General features: G+C 74.2%; 21 protein-coding genes. 12 read left to right on the forward strand and 9 right to left on the reverse strand.

Translation table 11 applies throughout. The features are described 5' to 3' along the window. Positions 1-8: 8 nt before the first annotated feature. The 6 genes from ABZ801_RS29025 to ABZ801_RS29050 form a co-directional block, all read right to left on the reverse strand. Complete coding sequence (locus ABZ801_RS29025) at positions 9-881, reverse strand: helix-turn-helix transcriptional regulator (RefSeq protein ID WP_344954158.1); 873 nt, start codon at positions 879-881, stop codon at positions 9-11. A 91-nt stretch (positions 882-972) separates the two neighbouring features. Then, positions 973-1941: a ribosome small subunit-dependent GTPase A gene (gene rsgA, locus ABZ801_RS29030; protein WP_344954160.1), complete on the reverse strand. Its 969-nt coding sequence runs from the start codon at positions 1939-1941 to the stop codon at positions 973-975. 68 nt (positions 1942-2009) lie between these two features. Continuing rightward, positions 2010-3281: a 3-phosphoshikimate 1-carboxyvinyltransferase gene (gene aroA / locus ABZ801_RS29035; RefSeq protein ID WP_360703640.1), complete on the reverse strand. Its 1272-nt coding sequence runs from the start codon at positions 3279-3281 to the stop codon at positions 2010-2012. 159 nt (positions 3282-3440) lie between these two features. Further along, a complete protein-coding gene (locus ABZ801_RS29040; protein ID WP_360703643.1) occupies positions 3441-3680 on the reverse strand; it encodes a zf-HC2 domain-containing protein in 240 nt (79 codons plus the stop codon). Further along, positions 3677-4201 (reverse strand): sigma-70 family RNA polymerase sigma factor, encoded by a 525-nt coding sequence (locus ABZ801_RS29045; protein WP_344954166.1) that lies wholly within the window; start codon positions 4199-4201, stop codon positions 3677-3679. The genes ABZ801_RS29040 and ABZ801_RS29045 overlap by 4 nt, the downstream gene beginning before the upstream one ends. A gap of 113 nt (positions 4202-4314) precedes the next feature. Then, positions 4315-4908: a DoxX family membrane protein gene (locus ABZ801_RS29050; protein ID WP_344954168.1), complete on the reverse strand. Its 594-nt coding sequence runs from the start codon at positions 4906-4908 to the stop codon at positions 4315-4317. Positions 4909-4994: 86 nt separating this feature from the next. On the opposite strand from ABZ801_RS29050, the gene ABZ801_RS29055 reads away from it, so the two are divergent. Next, positions 4995-5828 (forward strand): SOS response-associated peptidase, encoded by an 834-nt coding sequence (locus tag ABZ801_RS29055; RefSeq protein WP_360703647.1) that lies wholly within the window; start codon positions 4995-4997, stop codon positions 5826-5828. A gap of 72 nt (positions 5829-5900) precedes the next feature. Continuing rightward, complete coding sequence (locus tag ABZ801_RS29060; protein ID WP_360703650.1) at positions 5901-6233, forward strand: TraR/DksA family transcriptional regulator; 333 nt, start codon at positions 5901-5903, stop codon at positions 6231-6233. Between the two features lie 7 nt (positions 6234-6240). Here the strand turns inward: ABZ801_RS29060 and ABZ801_RS29065 are convergent, their stop codons facing one another. Then, complete coding sequence (locus ABZ801_RS29065; RefSeq protein ID WP_360703652.1) at positions 6241-7155, reverse strand: methyltransferase domain-containing protein; 915 nt, start codon at positions 7153-7155, stop codon at positions 6241-6243. A 503-nt stretch (positions 7156-7658) separates the two neighbouring features. Here ABZ801_RS29065 and ABZ801_RS29070 point away from each other — a divergent pair. The 8 genes from ABZ801_RS29070 (at position 7659) to ABZ801_RS29105 (ending at position 14701) form a co-directional block, all read left to right on the forward strand. Beyond that, entirely contained in the window at positions 7659-8234 is a 576-nt protein-coding gene (locus ABZ801_RS29070; RefSeq protein ID WP_344953494.1) for a sigma-70 family RNA polymerase sigma factor, read from the forward strand. After that, positions 8231-8587 (forward strand): mycothiol system anti-sigma-R factor, encoded by a 357-nt coding sequence (gene rsrA, locus ABZ801_RS29075; RefSeq protein WP_360703655.1) that lies wholly within the window; start codon positions 8231-8233, stop codon positions 8585-8587. Before ABZ801_RS29070 ends, rsrA begins: the two co-directional genes overlap by 4 nt. A gap of 15 nt (positions 8588-8602) precedes the next feature. Next, positions 8603-9532, forward strand: a complete 930-nt coding sequence (locus tag ABZ801_RS29080; protein WP_360703658.1) for an NAD-dependent epimerase/dehydratase family protein — start codon at positions 8603-8605, stop codon at positions 9530-9532. A gap of 342 nt (positions 9533-9874) precedes the next feature. Next, positions 9875-11221, forward strand: a complete 1347-nt coding sequence (locus tag ABZ801_RS29085; protein WP_344953110.1) for an HD-GYP domain-containing protein — start codon at positions 9875-9877, stop codon at positions 11219-11221. A 6-nt stretch (positions 11222-11227) separates the two neighbouring features. Continuing rightward, the gene (locus tag ABZ801_RS29090) at positions 11228-12601 is read left to right on the forward strand and encodes an HD domain-containing protein (protein ID WP_344953112.1); all 1374 of its coding nucleotides are present in this window, start codon (positions 11228-11230) and stop codon (positions 12599-12601) included. A 223-nt stretch (positions 12602-12824) separates the two neighbouring features. Continuing rightward, complete coding sequence (locus tag ABZ801_RS29095) at positions 12825-14162, forward strand: biotin carboxylase N-terminal domain-containing protein (RefSeq protein WP_360703662.1); 1338 nt, start codon at positions 12825-12827, stop codon at positions 14160-14162. A 128-nt stretch (positions 14163-14290) separates the two neighbouring features. Further along, positions 14291-14503 carry a biotin/lipoyl-binding carrier protein gene (locus tag ABZ801_RS29100; protein ID WP_344953116.1) on the forward strand — a complete coding sequence of 71 codons (213 nt, stop codon included), beginning with the start codon at positions 14291-14293 and terminating at the stop codon, positions 14501-14503. A 12-nt stretch (positions 14504-14515) separates the two neighbouring features. Next, positions 14516-14701: a hypothetical protein gene (locus ABZ801_RS29105; protein WP_344953118.1), complete on the forward strand. Its 186-nt coding sequence runs from the start codon at positions 14516-14518 to the stop codon at positions 14699-14701. A gap of 47 nt (positions 14702-14748) precedes the next feature. Here ABZ801_RS29105 and ABZ801_RS29110 read toward each other — a convergent pair whose 3' ends face one another. Both ABZ801_RS29110 and ABZ801_RS29115 read right to left on the reverse strand, forming a co-directional pair. Beyond that, positions 14749-15231, reverse strand: coding sequence for a GNAT family N-acetyltransferase (locus ABZ801_RS29110; protein ID WP_360703666.1), 483 nt, complete (start codon positions 15229-15231; stop codon positions 14749-14751). An 80-nt stretch (positions 15232-15311) separates the two neighbouring features. Next, a complete protein-coding gene (locus tag ABZ801_RS29115) occupies positions 15312-16136 on the reverse strand; it encodes a hypothetical protein (protein WP_360703668.1) in 825 nt (274 codons plus the stop codon). Between the two features lie 151 nt (positions 16137-16287). Between ABZ801_RS29115 and bioD the strand changes: the two genes are divergently transcribed. Both bioD and bioB read left to right on the forward strand, forming a co-directional pair. Further along, positions 16288-17013 (forward strand): dethiobiotin synthase, encoded by a 726-nt coding sequence (bioD, locus tag ABZ801_RS29120; protein ID WP_360703671.1) that lies wholly within the window; start codon positions 16288-16290, stop codon positions 17011-17013. Between the two features lie 79 nt (positions 17014-17092). Further along, on the forward strand, positions 17093-18088 hold the full coding sequence (gene bioB / locus ABZ801_RS29125) for a biotin synthase BioB (RefSeq protein WP_360703674.1): 996 nt from the start codon (positions 17093-17095) through the stop codon (positions 18086-18088). The last annotated feature ends 25 nt before the right edge of the window (positions 18089-18113 follow it).

Below are 18113 nucleotides of genomic sequence, written 5' to 3' on the forward strand. Positions count from 1 at the left end.
TCGCCCCATCAGTCGCGTTGGGAAACGCCGTCGGGGACCGGGCTGCTGACCCCCAGGCTGCCCAGCAGCCGCAGCGCGGTCTCCGACGGCGACCCCGCCTCCACCGTGTAGGTGGTCAGCATCTGGTCGCGGTTGTCCGGCAGCCGCAGCGTCTCGTAGTCCAGCTCGATCCGCCCGACCAGCGGGTGCAGCACCACCTTGCGGCCGTTGCTCTTGTCCTTGACGTTGTGGTCGGCCCACCAGCGCCGGAAGTCCTCGCTCCTGACCGACAGCTCGCCGACCAGCGCCGCCAGCTCCGGGTCGTCCGGGTACTCGCCCGCCGACAGCCGCAGGAACGCCACCGTGTCCTTGGCCTTGACCGTCCAGTCCTCGAACAGCGCCTGCATCTCCTCGTTGAGGAAGATCAGCCGGGCCCAGTTGCGCTCGGCCGGGGGCAGCGCGCCGAAGTCGGTGAACAGCGCGCACGCCAGCCGGTTCCACGCCAGCACGTCGCAGCGCCGCCCGAACACGTACGCCGGGACGCCCTCGGCCATCTCCAGCAGCCGCCGCACCCCGGGCCGCACCCGCTCGGCCCGCGCCGGGGGACGCCGCCGGGCCGAGCGCGCCGGACGGGCCAGGTTCCGCAGGTAGGCGCGTTCGTCGTCGTCGAGCCGCAGCGCGCCCGCCACCGCGTCCAGGACCTCCTCCGACACGTTACGGGTGCGGCCCTGCTCCAGCCGGACGTAGTAGTCGACGCTCACCCCGGCCAGCTGCGCCAGCTCCTCGCGGCGCAGGCCGGGCACGCGGCGCCGCCCGCCGAACGGCGGCAGCCCCACGTCCTCCGGCTGCAGCCGGGCCCGCCGGGAGCGCAGGAACTCGGTCAGCTCGGCACGCTTGTCCATGTCGTCCAGTATCCGGCACCGGCTCCGGACGAGGGTGGTCCCACCGGACCCAGGCACGGCCGGATCCCGGAGCCGGCGGGAGCCCTGGAGATCAGTGGTCGGGTTCGCCCTCGCGGCTGCCCAGCAGGCGGCGCAGCGAGTCCAGGCGGGCCCGGCCGGCGTGGCCGTCGGCGACCCAGCCGTCCAGGCCGCACCCCTCGTTCAGGTGGTCGCAGTGCGGCGGGCAGCGTTCGGCGGCGCCCTCGGCCAGGTCGTCGAACGCCTCGATCACCCGTTCGGGACGCACGTGCGCCAGGCCGAAGCTGCGCACGCCCGGGGTGTCGATGATCCAGCCGTCGCCGCCGGGCAGCTCCAGCGCGATCGCCGAGGACGAGGTGTGCCGGCCGCGGCCGGTGACCGCGTTGACCTGGCTCACCGCCCGCTCGGCCTCCGGGACCAGCGCGTTCACCAGCGTCGACTTGCCGACGCCGGAGTGCCCGACCAGCACGCTGACCCGTCCGGCCAGGTGGCCGCGCAGCTCGCCGAGATCGCCGCCGCGCCGCGTCACCACGTACGGCACGCCGAGCGGCGCGTAGATCTCCAGCAGCGGGCCGGGGTCGGCCAGGTCCGACTTGGTCAGGCACAGCAGCGGGTCCATGCCCGCGTCGTACGCGGCGACCAGGCACCGGTCGATCAGCCGGGGCCGCGGCTCGGGGTCGGCCAGCGCCGCCACGATCACCATCTGGCCGGCGTTGGCCACGATGATCCGCTCGAACGGGTCGGTGTCGTCGGCCGTGCGGCGCAGCGCCGACGCGCGCGGCTCGACCCGCACGATCCGCGCCAGCGTGTCGGGGTCGCCGGAGGTGTCGCCGACCAGCGCGACCCGGTCGCCCACCACGACGCCCTTGCGGCCCAGCTCCCGTGCCCGCATGGCCGTCACGGCGCGCTCGTCCGGGGTGCCGGGGTCGACCAGGCAGCGGTAGCGGCCCCGGTCCACCGCGGTCACCATGCCGGGGACGGCGTCCTCGTGGGCGGGACGGCGCCGGGTGCGCGGCCGCGAGCCGCGGCGCCCGGGCCGCACCCGAACGTCGTCCTCGTCGTAGTCGCGTACTCGGCGTGCCAGTGGTCCCGCCTCCCTTTCACGTGCCTTTACGCAGGCCGCACCATCGCTGTCCACAGGTCGGTGAATTCTGGCAGTGTCTTGCCCACCGTGGCCGGGTTCTCCACCTGCACCCCCGGAACCGCCAGGCCCAGCACCGCCGCGGCCATGACCATCCGGTGGTCGTCGTAGGTGTGGAACACCCCGCCGTGCAGCGGGCGCGGCCGGATCTCCAGGCCGTCGGGCAGCTCGCGGGCGTCGCCGCCCAGCGCGTTCAGCTCGCGGACCAGCGCGGCCAGCCGGTCGGTCTCGTGCCCGCGCAGGTGGGCGATGCCGGTGAGGCGGGACGGCGAGGACGCCAGCGCCGCCAGCGCCGCCAGCACGGGGGTGAGCTCGCCGACCTCGTGCAGGTCGGCCTCCAGGCCCTCGAACGTGCCGGTGCCGCGCACGGTCAGGCCGTCCGGGCCGGACGACACCCGCGCGCCCATCCGCGCCAGCAGCCCGCGCAGCGCGTCACCCGGCTGGGTGGTGTCGGCGGGCCAGTCCGGCACGGTGACGCGCCCGCCGGTCACCAGCGCCGCGCCCAGGAACTGGGCGGCGTTCGACAGGTCGGGCTCGATGTCCCAGTCGCGGCCGCGGATCGGGCCGGGCGCCACGCGCCACTCGTCGGCGCCGGTCTCGACGCGGGCGCCCGCCTCCCGCAGCATCCGCACCGTCATCGCCAGGTGCGGCGCGGACGGGACGGGCGGCCCCTCGTGCCGCACCTGCACGCCCTCGTCGAACCGCGGCGCGGCCAGCAGCAGCCCCGACACCAGCTGCGACGAACCGGACGCGTCGATCGTCACCGTGCCGCCCTTGACCGCCCCGGCGCCGCGCACCGTGAACGGCAGCGCGCCGCGTCCCGCGTCGTCGATCTCCGTGCCGAGCGCGCGCAGCGCCGTGATCATCGGGCCCATGGGCCGCTCCCGGGCGCGCGGGTCGCCGTCGATCGCCACGTCGCCGTCGGCCAGCGCCGCCACGGGGGGCAGGAACCGCATCACCGTTCCCGCGAGCCCCACGTCCACCCGCGCCGGTCCGGACAGCGCGGCCGGGGTGACCCGCCAGTCCGCGCCGTCCTCGTCGATCGCCACGCCCAGCGCGCGCAGCGCCTGCGCCATGAGCAGGGTGTCGCGGCTGCGCAGCGGTCGCCGGACGCGCGCGGGGCCGTCGGCCAGCGCGGCCAGGATCAGCGCCCGGTTGGTCATGGACTTGGAACCGGGCAGCCGGACGGTGGCGTCCACCGGGGCGTCGGCGACCGGCGCGGACCAGTGCGAAGAGGGCATGCGCCCAAGGTTATCGGCACGGCCCGCGCCCCACCGGCGGCACGGAGATCACACGGCGGTCACAGTGGGCGTCACAGGGGGACGGGCAGCAGCGTCCGCCCGTCGCTCACCCGCACCTCGAAGCGGGCGATGTCGCCGCGCGACAGCGCGGTGCCGCCCTCACGGCCGCCGCCGCTCCACGGCGTCGGGCGAAGGGGCGGGCGCAGGGGCGGGCTCGGGCGCGGCGGCCTCGTCGCGAAGGTCGGACAGGACGTCCGCCATGCCGCGCATCTGCCGGAGTTCGGCGCGGCACTGCCCGCAGCCGTGCAGGTGCGCCTCGAACGCCCGGCGGTCCTCCTCCTCCAGCAGGCCCAGGGCGTACGCACCGACATCGGTGTGCTCGACCGGCGAGCCGCTCACGCCGTCACCCCCCTCTCCTCCAGTGCGACGCGCAACGCGCGCAGTGCGTAGTACACGCGGGACTTCACCGTTCCCACCGGCACGCCCAGCACCTCGGCGGCCTGGGCGACCGTACGGTCGCGCAGCACCGTCTCGGTCAGCACCTCGCGGTGGGCGTCCGACAGCGACGACAGCGCCTCGGCCACGACCACCTTGCGCAGCACCCTGTCCAGCCCGTCCGCCGCGGGCAGGCTCTCCAGCGGCCCGTCGCCGACCTCGGGCGGCCGGGCACGGCGGCGCCGCCTGCCGTCGATCACGATACGGCGCGCGATCGTGGCCAGCCAGGGCATCGGCGACACGCCGGGCTCCAGCCGGTCCGCGCCCCGCCAGGCCCGGATCATGGTCTCCTGGACCACGTCCTCGGCCCACTGCCGGTCTCCGCCGGTCAGCCTGAGCACGAACGCCGTCAGGGCCGCACCGTGCTCGCGGTAGAGCAGGGTGACGATCCGTTCGGCGTCCGTCGCGGCTCCGGGTGCTGCCATGGCCGGGCCTCTCCGGTCGGGGAGGGAACGGGCGGTCGCACGGCAGTACGGCCACGGACGGACGCCGGGTTCAACGGATTTGAGATCCCCTTAAGGATCTCTTCGGGAACGCGTCAGCGCTTCACCGTGCGGGCGGCGCGCCGGACCGGCCGGGCGCCCCGGCGACGCGCCTCGCGCATCTGCCGTGCGGCCTCGCGCCGCGCGTTCCTGATCTCCGCCGCGGTCTGCTTGCGCAGCACCTTGGCCTCGGCGGCGGCCTGGATCCTGGCATCGTGCGCCTGCCGGCGCAGCTCGGCCGTCCGCGGGCTGCGGCGCGGCTCGGTGGCCACCATGAGCAGCGCGCCGAACAGGCCGGCGTTCTTCAGCAGGTGCGAGCGCTCGCTGGCACGGCGTTCCGGGTCGTCCTCGGTCCAGTACCGGTGCTCGGTCACCAGGGCGGGCACCAGCTGGGCGGCCAGCAGGAAGGTGGTCAGCCGGCGGAAGCGTCCGGTCAGCAGCAGCGCGCCGGTGCCCAGGCTCAGCGCGCCCTGGATGCGCACCAGGGCCTCGGGGTCCTTGGTGGGCAGCCAGTCGAACCGGTCGGCGATCGGCTTCACCGCGGGCGCCACCTGCTCGGCGCGCGGGCCGGGATCACGGAGGGTCTCCAGGCCGGTGATGATGTACGGCGCCGCCACGAACGGGCGGGCCAGGGTCGTGATGGGTCGCATGGTCGCCTACATGCCCACGGCGCCGACGGTCAAGCACGGCCCCGGATCCGTGCGGGTTGTCACGGGCGCGGTGCAGGATGGGACGCATGTGCGGTCGATATGCCACGGCAAGGGCGCGTCAGGAACTGCTCGACCAGTTCCAGGTGCAGTTCGACGCCACCGAGCAGAATCTGCAGCCCGACTACAACGTCGCCCCCACCAAGCAGGTGCCCGCCGTCCTGACCCGGGCGGCCAAGGACGCGGCCAAGGACGCGGCCAAGGACGCGGCCAAGGACGCCGCCAACGGCGCCGCCGGGGACGTCCCCGACGAGCGGCACGCCGTCCGGCAGCTGCGGACGCTGCGCTGGGGCCTGGTGCCGTCCTGGGCCAAGGACCTGTCCATCGGCAACCGGATGATCAACGCGCGGGCCGAGACGGTGCACGAGAAGCCGTCCTTCCGCCGCGCCTTCGCCCGGCGCCGCTGCCTGCTGCCCGCCGACGGCTACTACGAGTGGTACACGCTGGAGTCCGAGGCGGCCGAGGGCGAGAAGAAGAAGCGTCCCAAGAAGCAGCCCTTCTACATCCGCCCCAAGGACGGCTCGGTCCTGGCCCTGGCCGGGCTGTACGAGCTGTGGAAGTCGCCCGAGGACGAGTGGGTGTGGACGTGCACCGTGATCACCACGGACGCGCCCGACGAGCTGGGCCGCATCCATGACCGGATGCCCATGATCGTCCAGCCGGACCGCTGGGACGCCTGGCTGGACCCGGACCTCACCGACCCCGACCGGGTGCGCGGCCTGCTGGTGCCCGCGATGGCCGGGACCATGGAGGCCTATCCCGTCTCGACCGCCGTCAACAACGTCAGAAACAACGGGCCAGAACTCATAAAGCCAACGGCAAACGGGGATATACCTCCCAACCATTCCGACGCCCTGTTCTGAACGCCGCGAGCGCGGCGTTCAGAGGCGAGGAGCCCTGCACCCGGGGGCGTACCGGGAGGAGTTCGGAGCATCGTGGACATCGCCGCCGCCCGCACCCGCCTGCAGGAGGCGCTCGCCGACGTGGACCGTTCCATCGCGATCCTGAAGGGCGAGCACCCCGAACGGGAGAACTCGGCCTCCGACGCGGGCGCCATCCTCTCCGACAGCGACCGCGTCGAGGCGGCGCTGGAGTCGCTGGAGCGGCACCGCGCCGCGGTCGCCCAGGCCCTCGACCGCATCGCCGCGGGCACCTACGGCCGCTGCGTGGAGTGCGGCGGGCCCGTCCCCGAAGGCCGCCTGGAGGTCCGCCCCGAAGCCGCCCGCTGCCTGGCCTGCCAGGCCCGGCACGACAAGGCGCTGCGCTGACCCCGGCTCACACCCGCCGGGCGCTGGCGAGCAGATGGACGCCCAGGGAGTCGTCGCGGACGGGGGCGCTCAGTTCGGTGCGGACCAGGCGGGCCAGCGCGCGCGGGGTGCCGGCCAGCACGTGCTCGACGGTGGACGGGGACAGGGCCGTGCGCGGCCTGATCCACTCCACCTCCAGACCCGCGTCGGTGAGCAGCTCGCGCAGCTGGTCGACCCAGAAGCAGCGGGTGATCGTGCCGTCCGGCCACGGGACGAGCAGCACCTCGGCGCTCGGCACGTCCGACAGGTGCGCCCAGCGGCTCTGCTCGGCCAGCAGCGCCATGCCCAGCGTCAGTGAGTCGACCGACAGCAGCACCCGGCCGCCGGGACGCAGCACCCGGGCGATCTCGGCGACCGTCGACTCGGTCACCAGATGCCGCGACAGCGCGCGGTCCTCGGCGACGACCGCGTCCACGCTGGCGTCCCGCAGGCAGGCCAGCGACCCGGAGTCGGCGATCACGCGGCGCGCCACGCCCGCCGCCGAACGGCGCGGGGCGCGGCCGCCGCGGCGCGGGTCGGCGGAGGCCATGGCGGGCGGCGGGCCCGCCAGGTCGGGGGCCGGGGGCGGGCGCAGCCGCGGCGCCGCCGTGCCGTTCACCCGGCCGTCGGCGGTGTCCCCGCCGTCCCCGCCCGGCGGGGTGACCAGCGGGTCGAGCATCTCCAGGACGGTGTGGCCGGCGGCGGCCGCCTGCGCCGCGCTGCCCGTGCGTCCCCCCGAGATGTCCAGGACCAGCGACGGCCGGCGCGGCAGCCAGCGGGCCAGCTGCGCCGCCGCGACCGCCCAGTAGAACGTCCAGTACAGCGCCAGGGACCGGCCGTCGCCCGGCGCGGCACGCAGATCCGCGACGCTGGGTTCGGGAGGTTGCGCCGGCAGCGGTAGCAACGGTTTGCTCCTGTTCTCGCCCTCTATGTGGACTTCTTCCCCGTGGGTGCCGCGCGTCACCCTCCGTGGTCCCCGGGATTCGTCCTACCCGGGAATCGACGCGCCGGTCCGTGCGTTGCACCGTCTCACAACCGTCCGCGTACGGGCGTCCTCCGACCCGCGAGACGACCGAAACCGTCGCGAAAAGGGCCACTGGGCGTGCCGTACGGGACCGACAACGATCCGTACAGCGGAGGTGCTGCTCGATGACCACGGCCGTTGCCGAGCATCCGGGGGACGCCGCGGTGCAGCCGCCGCGGAACGCCCCCTATGGTCCGGTCCGGCTGCGCGGCCCTATATCGTCTGTGGCGTACGGCGCCGCCAAAGGCGCCATCACGGACGAAGGGGGTGGTCAGGTGGCCGCAGCGGAGCGACAGCGGAGCGAGGAGCGCCTGAGCCGCCCGTCACAGGGGAACGGGGCGCAGGAGACGCGGGCCCCGGCGCGTTCGAACGCCACCGAGACCGTGGAGCAGCGGCAGGAGCGCTTCCAGCGCGACGTGCTCCCGTTCCTGGACCAGCTCTACTCGGCCGCGTTGCGCATGACGCGCAACCCCGCCGACGCGGAGGATCTCGTCCAGGAGACCTTCGCCAAGGCGTTCGCGTCCTTCCACCAGTTCCGGGAGGGCACCAACCTCAAGGCGTGGCTGTACCGGATCCTCACCAACACCTTCATCAACTCCTACCGCAAGCGGCAGCGGCAGCCGCAGCAGTCGGCCACCGAGGAGATCGAGGACTGGCAGCTGGCGCGGGCCGAGTCGCACACCTCCAGCGGCCTGAAGTCGGCCGAGGCCGAGGCGCTGGAGCACCTGCCCGACACCGACGTCAAGCGGGCCCTGCAGGACCTCCCCGAGGAGTTCCGCATCGCGGTGTACCTCGCCGACGTCGAGGGCTTCGCCTACAAGGAGATCGCCGAGATCATGGGCACGCCCATCGGCACGGTGATGTCCCGGTTGCACCGCGGGCGGCGGCAGCTGCGCGGCATGCTGGAGGACTACGCCCGGGAGCGCGGGCTGACCCGGGCGGGGGAGGGATCGTCATGAGCTGTGGCGACCACCACGACACGCCGTGCAGCGAAGTGCTGGCCAGGGTCTACACCTATCTGGACGGCGAGCTCGACCAGAGGGGCTGCGGCGAGGTGCAGCAGCATCTGGACGAGTGCGGGCCGTGCCTGCGCGAGTTCGGCCTGGAGGAGGCCGTCAAGAAGCTGGTCGGCAAGTCGTGCGGGTGCGAGCCGGTGCCCGGCGACCTGCGGGCCAAGGTGATGGGACGCATCGAGCAGCTGTGCGGGGAGCTCAAGGAGGCCGAGGGAGCCGGGGAGGCCGGCGAGGCCCGGGCCGCCGGGGCCGCCGGCAAACAGGCGGCCGGCAAAGCCGAGAAACAGGCCGCCGACTGATCTAGGGTTTCCGGCGTGCTCGTACTCGTCACCGGCGCTGCCGGATTCATCGGCTCCCACCTGGTCGACCGGCTGCTCGCCGACGGCCACCAGGTCATCGGCGTCGACGACTTCTCCTCGGGCCGCAACGCGCGCGCGGACGTGGAGATCTGGCGCATGGACGTGGCCGACCCGGCGCTCGCCGGCCGGGTCGCCGCCCGAAGGCCCGAGGTGATCTGCCATCTGGCGGCGCAGGTCAGCGTGCGCGCCAGCGTCGCCGACCCGCTGCACGACGCGCGCACCAACGCGCTGGGCACCGCCAACGTGCTGGAGGCCGCGCGCGCGGGCGGCGCCCGCAAGGTGGTGTTCGCCTCCAGCTGCGCGGTGTACGGGGTGCCGGACGCGCTGCCCGTCCCGCCCGACGCCGAGCTGCGGCCCGCCTCGCCGTACGCCGCGTCCAAGGTCTCCGGCGAGGTCTACCTGCGCACGTACCGGGCGCTGCACGACCTGGACTTCACCATCCTGACGCTGGCCAACGTCTACGGGCCGCGGCAGACCCCCGAGGGCGAGGCCGGGGTGGTCTCGATCTTCACCGACGCGCTGCTTGCAGGCCGGCCGACCCGGGTGTTCGGCGACGGCACCCAGACCCGCGACTACGTGTACGTGCTCGACGTGGTCGACGCGTTCGCCCGCGCCGCCGGGGACGCGGGCGGCGGCGGCCGGTTCAACGTCGGCACCGGCCTGCAGACCACCGACCGCGAGCTGCACACCCTGGTCGCCGAGGCGGTGGGCGCGCCGGACGACCCCGCGTTCGCGCCGCCGCGGCCGGGCGACCTGCCCGCGATGGCCGTCGACCCGGCGGCGACCGAACGGGCCCTCGGCTGGCGGCCGCGCGTGCCGCTGCGCGACGGCCTCGCCGCGACCGCCGCGTGGGCGCGCGAGCGGGTGGCCGCAGGAAGCGCCTGAGGTGCGGATCACCTAAGGTGACGATTAGTTCACGCTTTGCTCACGATTCGCCGCATGCCTGTGTGACCTGCGCCGCTCACGTTAGGCTTGTGCCGGAATCAGCGACGGGAGCACTCGCATGCCCCGGCGGCCGGGTCCTCGCGCTCGCCCGGGCGCTCGGGGCCGGTTCACGGGGGGAGGCGAATGCCATGCTCAAGCGTGTGAGGACGGCCGGGCTCAGTCGAGACCGGGGCGCCTCGGCGTCGTCGCTGAGGATGCCCGAGGGCGTGTCCTGGGTCTAGGTGGGCACCGGCACCACCGGCCCCGGCGGCGGCCCCACGTTCCGTTTCCGAAGGTGCGGCAATGCGTGGACTACCACTGGCTGCCTGGGCGTACGTCTGCGGCGTGGTCGCCCTGGCGGCCGGGCTCATCGCGACGTCGTCGTTCCGCGAGCTGGACTGGTCGAAGCTGGCGGTGCTGGCCGCCCTGTTCCTCATCTGCGACTCGGCGCCGGCGCTGCTCAACGTCGAACGCGCGCGGGTCTCGCTGAGCTTCGCCGCCAGCCTGGCGTCGGTGGTGCTCCTGGGTCCCGCCGGGGCCGCGCTGCTGGGCCTGTCGGCCGTGGTCACCGGACAGCGGCTGTTCGCGCCGGTGAAACGGCTGTTCAACGGGGCCCAGTTCGCGCTGTGCGGGTACGCCGCGGGCACCGTGTTCGAGGCGCTCGGCGGCAGCCCGCCCCGCTTCGGCCAGGCCGACTGGGTCGAGCAGGTCATCGTCCCGTTCCTCGGCGCCCTGGTCACCTTCGTCGGCGTCAACCTGCTGCTGATGGCCGGCATCCTGCTGCTGTCCAAGCAGGCGGCGCCGCGCGAGCTGCTGCGCGAGAGCGGCCAGCTGTCGGTGGGCTGCCTGGGCTACGGCATGTTCGGGCTGCTCATCGCGGGCCTGTGGCAGCACGTCGGCACGTTCGCGGCGGTGCTGGTGCTGCTGCCGCTGTTCATCGCCCGGTGGGCGCTGGAGCAGACCCACGCCCAGCAGCAGGCGCACGCCGCGACGCTGGCCGCGCTGTGCCAGGCGGTGGAGACCAAGGACTACTACACCCGCGGCCACTCCGAACGGGTGTCCCGCGGTTCGGTGATGATCGCCCAGGAGATCGGCATGCGCGCCGACCGGGTCGAGGCGATCCGCTACGCGGGCATGCTGCACGACGTCGGCAAGCTCGGCGTCCCCACCAAGGTGCTGCAGAAGAACGGGACGCTGACCGAGGAGGAGTTCGCCGCGATCCAGCTCCACCCGATGCGCGGGCTGGAGATCGTCCGTGAGATCGGCTTCCTGGACGAGGCGCTGGCCGGGATCATGCACCACCACGAGAAGATGAACGGCACCGGCTACCCCATGGGCCTGGCGGGCGACGAGATCCCCGAGTTCGCCCGCGTGATCTCGGTGGCCGACGCGTTCGACTCGATGACGTCCACCCGCTCCTACCGCTCGGCGCTCAGTATCGAGAAGGCGGTGGGCGAACTGCGCAAGTGCGCGGGCGACCACTTCGACCCGGTGATGGTCGACGCGTTCCTGCGCGCGCTGGAACGCGACGGCTGGGACCCGCCCAAGCCCGTGGTGCTGCCCGACGACGACGTGGTGGAGACCACCCAGCAGGACCACGACGATCCCAGCGCCCCGATCCGGGTCGCCGGGGACGGCGCGCGGCGGTAGGGGCCCGTGAGCGCCCACCACCCCCGGAGCGCCTGGCAGAACGTCGACTCCGGGAAGCTGCTGGTCATCGCCGCCGCCGGGCTCTGCGTGGCCGTCGCCGTCACCCGGGTCACCACGGTCGGCCTGCAACAGCCCGACGTCGCGGTGCTCTTCGGGGTGCTGATCGCGCTGGGCGAGCTGTTCCGCATGGTCATGCCCGGCAACCGCGAGGTCGCCCCGGTCGCCACCGCGGGCGCCCTCGGGTACGCCCTGCTCGTCGGCGTCGGCCCCGAGAACGCCCCGCCCGGGGCGCTGCTCGGCGTCCACCCGGCGCTGCACTCGCCGCTGCAGGTGGTGGCGGTGACCGCGGCCGGCATGCTGGTCGGCTCGCTCCCGCACGCCGCGGTCGGCCGGATGCCGCGGCCGGACGCCATGGCGCGGCGGCTGTTCACCGTGGCGGTGGTGGCGCTGTGCTTCCGCCCCCTGCTGTCACTGGACCTGGACTGGCAGTTCCTGCTGGCGGCGATGTGCCTGACCGTGGTGATCTCCTGCTTCACCGACGTGGTGGTCGCGGCGTGGATCCGCGCCGAGACGGTGCGGGCCCGGTTCGGCATCGCGCTGCGCGACGAGATCCGCGCCAAGATGGCGCTGTGCGCGGCCACCAGCGCCACCGCCATGCTCATCGCGGTCGCCACCACCGTGCTCGGGCCGGTGGCGCTGGCGGTGTTCACCGCGCCGATCCTGGTCACCCAGTTCGCCTTCCGCCGCTACTCGGGGGTGCGGGCCACGTACCTGCAGACGGTGCGGGCGCTGTCGCGGGTGACAGAGGTCGGCGGCTACGTCGAGACGGGGCACTCGCGGCGGGTGTCGCGGCTGGCCGTGGGCATGGGCCGTGAGCTGGGCATGTGCGAGGAGGAGCTGCTGGAGCTGGAGTACGCGGCCCTCATGCACGACATCGGCCAGCTGTCGCTCGGCGACCCGATCCCCGGCGGCGCCACCGTGCTGGCCTCGCCCACCGAGCAGCGCCGCATCGCCGAGCTCGGCGCCGAGGTGATCAAGCAGACCGGGGTGCTGGACCGGGTGGCGCACATCGTCCGGCTCTCCTCGCACCCCTACCGCACCGCCGCGTCCCCCGGCGAGGGGACGGCCTCCCACACCTCCCGGCGGAGCAAGGGCGAGCCGGCCGGCGCCGACGACGGCGTGGAGCGGCCGGTGCCGCCGCCGCTGGCCAGCCGCATCATCAAGGTCGCCAACGCCTACGACGACCTGGTCGGCGACTCCTCCGACCGCGACCGGGGCGCCGCCGTGCTGGAACGGCTGCGGCTGGACTCGGCGTCGGAGTACGACCCCGCCGTGGTGGAGGCGCTCAGCCGCGTCGTCGACCGCCGTCTCCGCTCGTAGCGCGCCCCGCCCACCCGCCGCACGTGTTCGCCGCGCGTGTCGCCGGACGTGTCGCGGCCGGTAGCCGGACGTAGGGGACATAGGGGGCGGCGGACAAAACTACCGGCTGGTATTTGTCGCTCGCGCGCCCGGACGCGTCGCCCGCGCGCGGACTAGGGTCGGCCACGTCCGTTCCGGCGCGCCGTCGCGTGTACAGGTGTACAGGTGGAAGGAGAACCCCCTGGTGTTCGAGTCCGTGCTCGTGGCGAACCGCGGTGAGATCGCCAGCCGGATCATCCACACCGTGCGTGCGATGGGCCTGAAGGCCATCGCGGTGTACTCCGAGGCCGACGCCGACCTGCCGTTCGTCGCCGAGGCCGACGAGGCCATCCTGATCGGGCCGCCGCAGCCCGCGCGCAGCTACCTGGACGCCCCGCGCATCCTGGAGGCCGCGCGCCGCACCAACGCGCAGGCCGTCCACCCCGGGTACGGGTTCCTGTCGGAGAACGCCGCGTTCGCCCGGCAGGTGATCGACGCGGGCCTGGTCTGGATCGGTCCGCCGCCGCTGGCGATCGCCCGCATGGGCGACAAGATCAACGCGCGGAACCTGATGAAGGAGGCGGGCGTCCCGGTGGCGCCCGGCGTGTGGGAGCCGGTGCCGGACGCCGACACCGCCGCCGAGGAGGCCGAGCGCATCGGCTACCCGGTGATGGTGAAGGCCGCGGCGGGCGGGGGCGGCATCGGCATGGCCGCCGTCCGCGACGAGGCGGGCCTGCGCGCGGCGTTCGAGACCGCCCGCACCCGCGCCGAGCGGTTCTTCGGCAGCGCCGACATCCTGCTGGAACGGTACGTGGAGCGGGCCCGGCACGTGGAGGTGCAGATCCTCGGGCTCGCCGACGGCACCGTGGTGGCGCTGGGCGAGCGGGACTGCTCGGTGCAGCGCCGGCACCAGAAGGTCGCCGAGGAGACCCCGTCGCCGGGCGTCGCCGGCGAGCTGCGCGAGCGGATGCTGGCCGCGGCGGTACGGGCGGGCGAGGCGATCGGGTACCGCGGGGCGGGCACCGTGGAGTGCCTGGTCGACCCGGCCACCAAGGACTTCTTCTTCCTGGAGATGAACACCCGGCTGCAGGTGGAGCATCCGGTCACCGAGCTGGTCACCGGCATCGACCTGGTCGAGCAGCAGCTGCTGGTGGCGGCGGGCGAGCCGGTGTCGTTCACCGCGGTGGAGCCGCGCGGCCACGCGATCGAGCTGCGCGTGTACGCCGAGGACCCGGTGCGGTTCCTGCCCGGCCCCGGCGAGATCAGGGTGTGGGAGGAGCCGGTCGGCGACGGCATCCGCATCGACGCCGGGTACGCCGAGGGCAACACCGTCACCCCGCACTACGACCCGCTAATGGCCAAGCTGTGCGTGCACGCCGACACGCGGGACGACGCGGTCCGGCGGGCGCGGGCGGCGGTCGGGGCGTTCCGCATCGAGGGCCCCAAGACCAACCTGCCGTTCCTGGCCGAGCTGCTCGACCATCCGGAGTTCGCCGACGGGTCCTACGACACCGGGCTCGTCGGCCGGATGCGGGAGCGCTAGCCGCCCACCGCGCCGTACCCCCCGCGCCGCGTCTCGCGGTGCGCAACCCGTCGACCTGCGGCGGCGCCCGCCCGGCTCCGGGCGCGTCCGCCGAACTCATCCCTGGCACATCGAAGGAAGGAACCGTCGTGGCCGACGTGCACGCCGAGATGGTGGCGAACGTGTGGAAGGTGACCGCCGCCGAGGGCGACCAGGTGAACGAGGGCGACACCCTGGTGATCCTGGAATCGATGAAGATGGAGATCCCGGTGCTGGCCGAGGAGCCGGGCACGGTCGCCAAGCTGGCCGTCACCGAGGGCCAGGTCGTCCAGGAGGGCGACCTGATCGCCGTCATCGAGTAATACGCTCGCACCGTGGAGACGTACTGCGACCGTTGCGGCGCCCCGGCGGCGGAGGGCGACCACCGCGACTGCCGGGCCGCCCGGCTGATGGAGCCGCCGCGCTACTGCACCCGGTGCCGTCGCCGGATGGTGGTCCAGGTGACGCCGATGGGCTGGACGGCCCGCTGCGCCGAGCACGGCACGCTCGCCTCGGCCTGACCCCTCGCGGCGCCCGGCGCCCCGGCGGACGCGCGGCGGCATGCGCGTCACAGCGGCATGTGGTAGGTGAGCAGCCGTTTCCCGGAGTCCAGGGACCAGTCGCGCTCGGGCGTCCGGCGAAAGCCCATACGCTCGTACATGCGGTGGGCCACCGGCATGTTGTGCTGCGTGACCAGCCGCAGCCCGCGCAGCCCCGCCGCGCGGGCGCGGTGCAGGCACGCCTCGACCAGGGCGCGGCCCACCCCCAGGCCGCGCGCCCGCTCCACGACGGCCAGCATGCGGAACTCCGCCTCGTCCGCGCCGGCGACCGCCGCGTACCGGCTGCCGGGCGGGCAGTACGCCACCGCGCCCACCACCTCGCCGGCGATCTCGGCCACGAGCAGTTCGGTGTGCGCGGCGCGGGCGCGGGCGTCGCGCAGCTCGGGCACGTACCCGGAGTCGGGCGCGACCAGCCCGCCGCCGACGTAGACCTCGACGGTCAGCTCGCCCACGAGGTCGTGCTCGTCCGGACGGGCGGTCCGGACCGTCACCGGGCCATGCACAACCGACGTTTCTGACACCTATGGTGCTCCCTGGGTAGATCGGATCCGCGCCCAGGGTATGCGCGGGGTCAGGGGCGGGCGATGTCGGCGCAGGCCGTCTCGTCGGGCAGCAGCGGCCGGAAGCGGACGGAGTACAGGTGCGCGCCGCTGCGCCAGGGGGTGGCGGAGGAGCCGGACGCGGCGAGGCGTTCGGCGGTGGCGGCGTCGCGGCCGGTCAGCACCGTGCACAGCCCTCCGGCGACCCGCTCGCCGCGGTCGAGCGGTGCCAGCGGCCAGGTCTTCACGCCCTGGCCGTCGCCGGATCCGACGTCCGCGCCGAACCGTCCGGCCAGCACCGCCACCCGGGCGGGACGGTACGGGCGGCCCGGCCCCGCCTGGTCCCCTTCCGCCCAGCCCGTCGGATACAGGCGCTTCTGGAACCGCGTCACCGGACCGTCGTGCTCCTCGGGCATGACCACCCGGGTGCGCGCGGCCCCCATGGTGATCTCCAGGACCGGGGCGTCCATGACCTGCTCGTCCGGGGCGATCGTGCGTGACCGGTCGAGCCCGGCCGCGCGGGCCTGGTCGAGCAGCCGCCGCAGCGCGTCCGGTCTCAGCCGGTACTCGGTGGCGCGCCGGTCGCCGCCGTCCGGGACGAAGATCGCGCGCCCGTCGCCGTACAGCGAGAAGTCGGGGAGGGCGCCGGGCCCGCCGAACCCGGCGATGCCTCCGGTCCGCCGCCAGCGCAGGACGAGCCGTTCGCCGGAAGAGGGTTCGGCGGTCGCTGCCCCGGTGGAGGACGGCGGGGGTGAGGTCTGGTCCGTCACCTTGTCGACGTTCGAGCCGCAGGCGGCGAGGACGATCGTCCCCGCCAGCGCCGTCGCGGCCCCCGTCGCGCGTGTGAGCCCGGCCATGGGGGTTGGACGCGGTGCGCCACCGCCGGGTTCCGGGGGATTCCAGGGCATTCCGGGGGCATGCGCGCGAACCCGCGTACAAATTCCCCTGGCCAAGACTGTGGAATTCGGCGAGCGCGCCGCCGGAGCGGCCCGCGCTAGGGTGCCGGTCGTGAGTGTGCTCGTGGTGACCGGAACCTGTACGGGCGTCGGCAAGACGATCGTGACCGCGGCGCTGGCCGCGCTGGCCGCCGCCCGCGGGTCGTCGGTCGCCGTGGTCAAGCCCGCGCAGACCGGCGTGTCGCCCGGCGAACCCGGCGACCTGGACGTCGTGCGGCGCCTGGCGGGCGTGGACGATCTGCACGAGTTCGCCCGTTTTCCCGACGCGCTGTCCCCGGCCGCGGCCGCCCGCCGCGCCAGGCTGCCGCCGGTGGCCCTGCCCGAGGTCGCGGGCCGCATCCGCGAGCTGGCCGAGACCCGCCGCCTGGTGCTGGTGGAGGGCGCGGGCGGGCTGCTGGTCCGCTACGACGAGGAGGGCACCACCGTCGCCGACCTGGCCCGCTGGCTGGGCGCCCCCGCCGTCGTGGTGACCCGGCCCGACCTCGGCACCCTCAACCACACCGCGCTGACCCTGGAGGCGATGGCGCACCGCGGCGTGCAGCCCGCCGGCGTGGTGATCGGGGAGTGGCCCGAAAAGCCGGACCTGGCGATGCGCAGCAACGTGCCGGACCTGGAGACGATCTCGGCCCGGCCGCTGGCCGGGGCGGTGCCCGCGGGCGCGGGCGCCCTCGACCCGGCCGAGTTCCTGGTGGCCGCGCACCGCGCGCTGGCCCCGGTGTTCGGCGGCTCCTTCGACCCGGCCGCGTTCCGCGACGCCCAGGGCACCGCCGTCCCCTGACGACCCGACGTCCTCCGAGCCGATGTTCTCCCCAGAGCGCACGAACGCCGCGTCAACCCAGGAAGGAAGGTAGGGGTCCGTGACCGACATCCTTGAGGTCGCCCGCCGCCAGGTGCTGGAGGAGGGCCGGGGGCTGTCCGCCGAGCAGGCCCTGGAGTGCCTGTCGCTGCCCGACGAACGGATCGCCGACCTGCTGGCGCTGGCGCACGAGGTACGGATGCGCTGGTGCGGACCGGAGGTCGAGGTCGAGGGGATCATCTCCCTGAAGACCGGCGGCTGCCCCGAGGACTGCCACTTCTGCTCGCAGTCGGGCAAATTCGAGTCCCCGGTGCGCTCGGTGTGGCTGAACATCCCCGAGCTGGTGGAGGCGGCCAGGGAGACCGCCCGCACCGGCGCCACCGAGTTCTGCATCGTCGCGGCCGTGCGCGGCCCGGACGAGCGGCTGATGGCGCAGGTCCGCGACGGGATCAAGGCCATCAACGACGCCGTCGAGATCAACATCGCCTGCTCGCTGGGCATGCTCACCCAGGCCCAGGTGGACGAGCTGGTCGCGATGGGCGTCCACCGCTACAACCACAACCTGGAGACCGCCCGCTCCCACTTCTCCAACGTGGTCACCACGCACTCCTGGGAGGAGCGCTGGGAGACCTGCCTCATGGTCAAGGAGGCGGGCATGGAGCTGTGCTGCGGCGGCATCATCGGCATGGGCGAGACCGTCGAGCAGCGCGCCGAGTTCGCCGGGCAGCTGGCCGAGCTGGAGCCCGACGAGGTGCCGCTGAACTTCCTGGCGCCGCGTCCGGGCACCCCGTTCGCCGACCGTCCGCTGGTGGAGGGCCCCGAGGCGCTCAAGACGATCGGCACGTTCCGCCTGGCGCTGCCGCGCACCATCCTGCGCTACGCGGGCGGCCGCGAGCTGACCCTGGGCGACCTGGGCACCCGCGACGGCATGCTGGGCGGCATCAACGCCATCATCGTCGGCAACTACCTGACCACCCTCGGCCGCCCCGCCTCCCAGGACCTGGCCCTGCTCACCGAACTCCAGATGCCCATCAAGGCCCTCTCCCAGACCCTCTGACCCCAACCACACCCCCGCCTCCCCC

This window comes from Actinomadura sp. NPDC047616 (genome assembly GCF_040642915.1).
In the GTDB taxonomy this organism is placed as follows: domain Bacteria; phylum Actinomycetota; class Actinomycetes; order Streptosporangiales; family Streptosporangiaceae; genus Spirillospora; species Spirillospora miaoliensis.

Coding starts and splice junctions, on each gene's coding strand:
- ABZ801_RS29085 (WP_344953110.1), top strand. CDS start 9,875: ATGCGTGGACTACCACTGGCTGCCTGGGCGTACGTCTGCGGCGTGGTC.
- ABZ801_RS29045 (WP_344954166.1), bottom strand. CDS start 4,201: ATGGCAGCACCCGGAGCCGCGACGGACGCCGAACGGATCGTCACCCTG.
- ABZ801_RS29055 (WP_360703647.1), top strand. CDS start 4,995: ATGTGCGGTCGATATGCCACGGCAAGGGCGCGTCAGGAACTGCTCGAC.
- rsrA (WP_360703655.1), top strand. CDS start 8,231: ATGAGCTGTGGCGACCACCACGACACGCCGTGCAGCGAAGTGCTGGCC.
- ABZ801_RS29050 (WP_344954168.1), bottom strand. CDS start 4,908: ATGCGACCCATCACGACCCTGGCCCGCCCGTTCGTGGCGGCGCCGTAC.
- aroA (WP_360703640.1), bottom strand. CDS start 3,281: ATGCCCTCTTCGCACTGGTCCGCGCCGGTCGCCGACGCCCCGGTGGAC.
- ABZ801_RS29115 (WP_360703668.1), bottom strand. CDS start 16,136: ATGGCCGGGCTCACACGCGCGACGGGGGCCGCGACGGCGCTGGCGGGG.
- ABZ801_RS29025 (WP_344954158.1), bottom strand. CDS start 881: ATGGACAAGCGTGCCGAGCTGACCGAGTTCCTGCGCTCCCGGCGGGCC.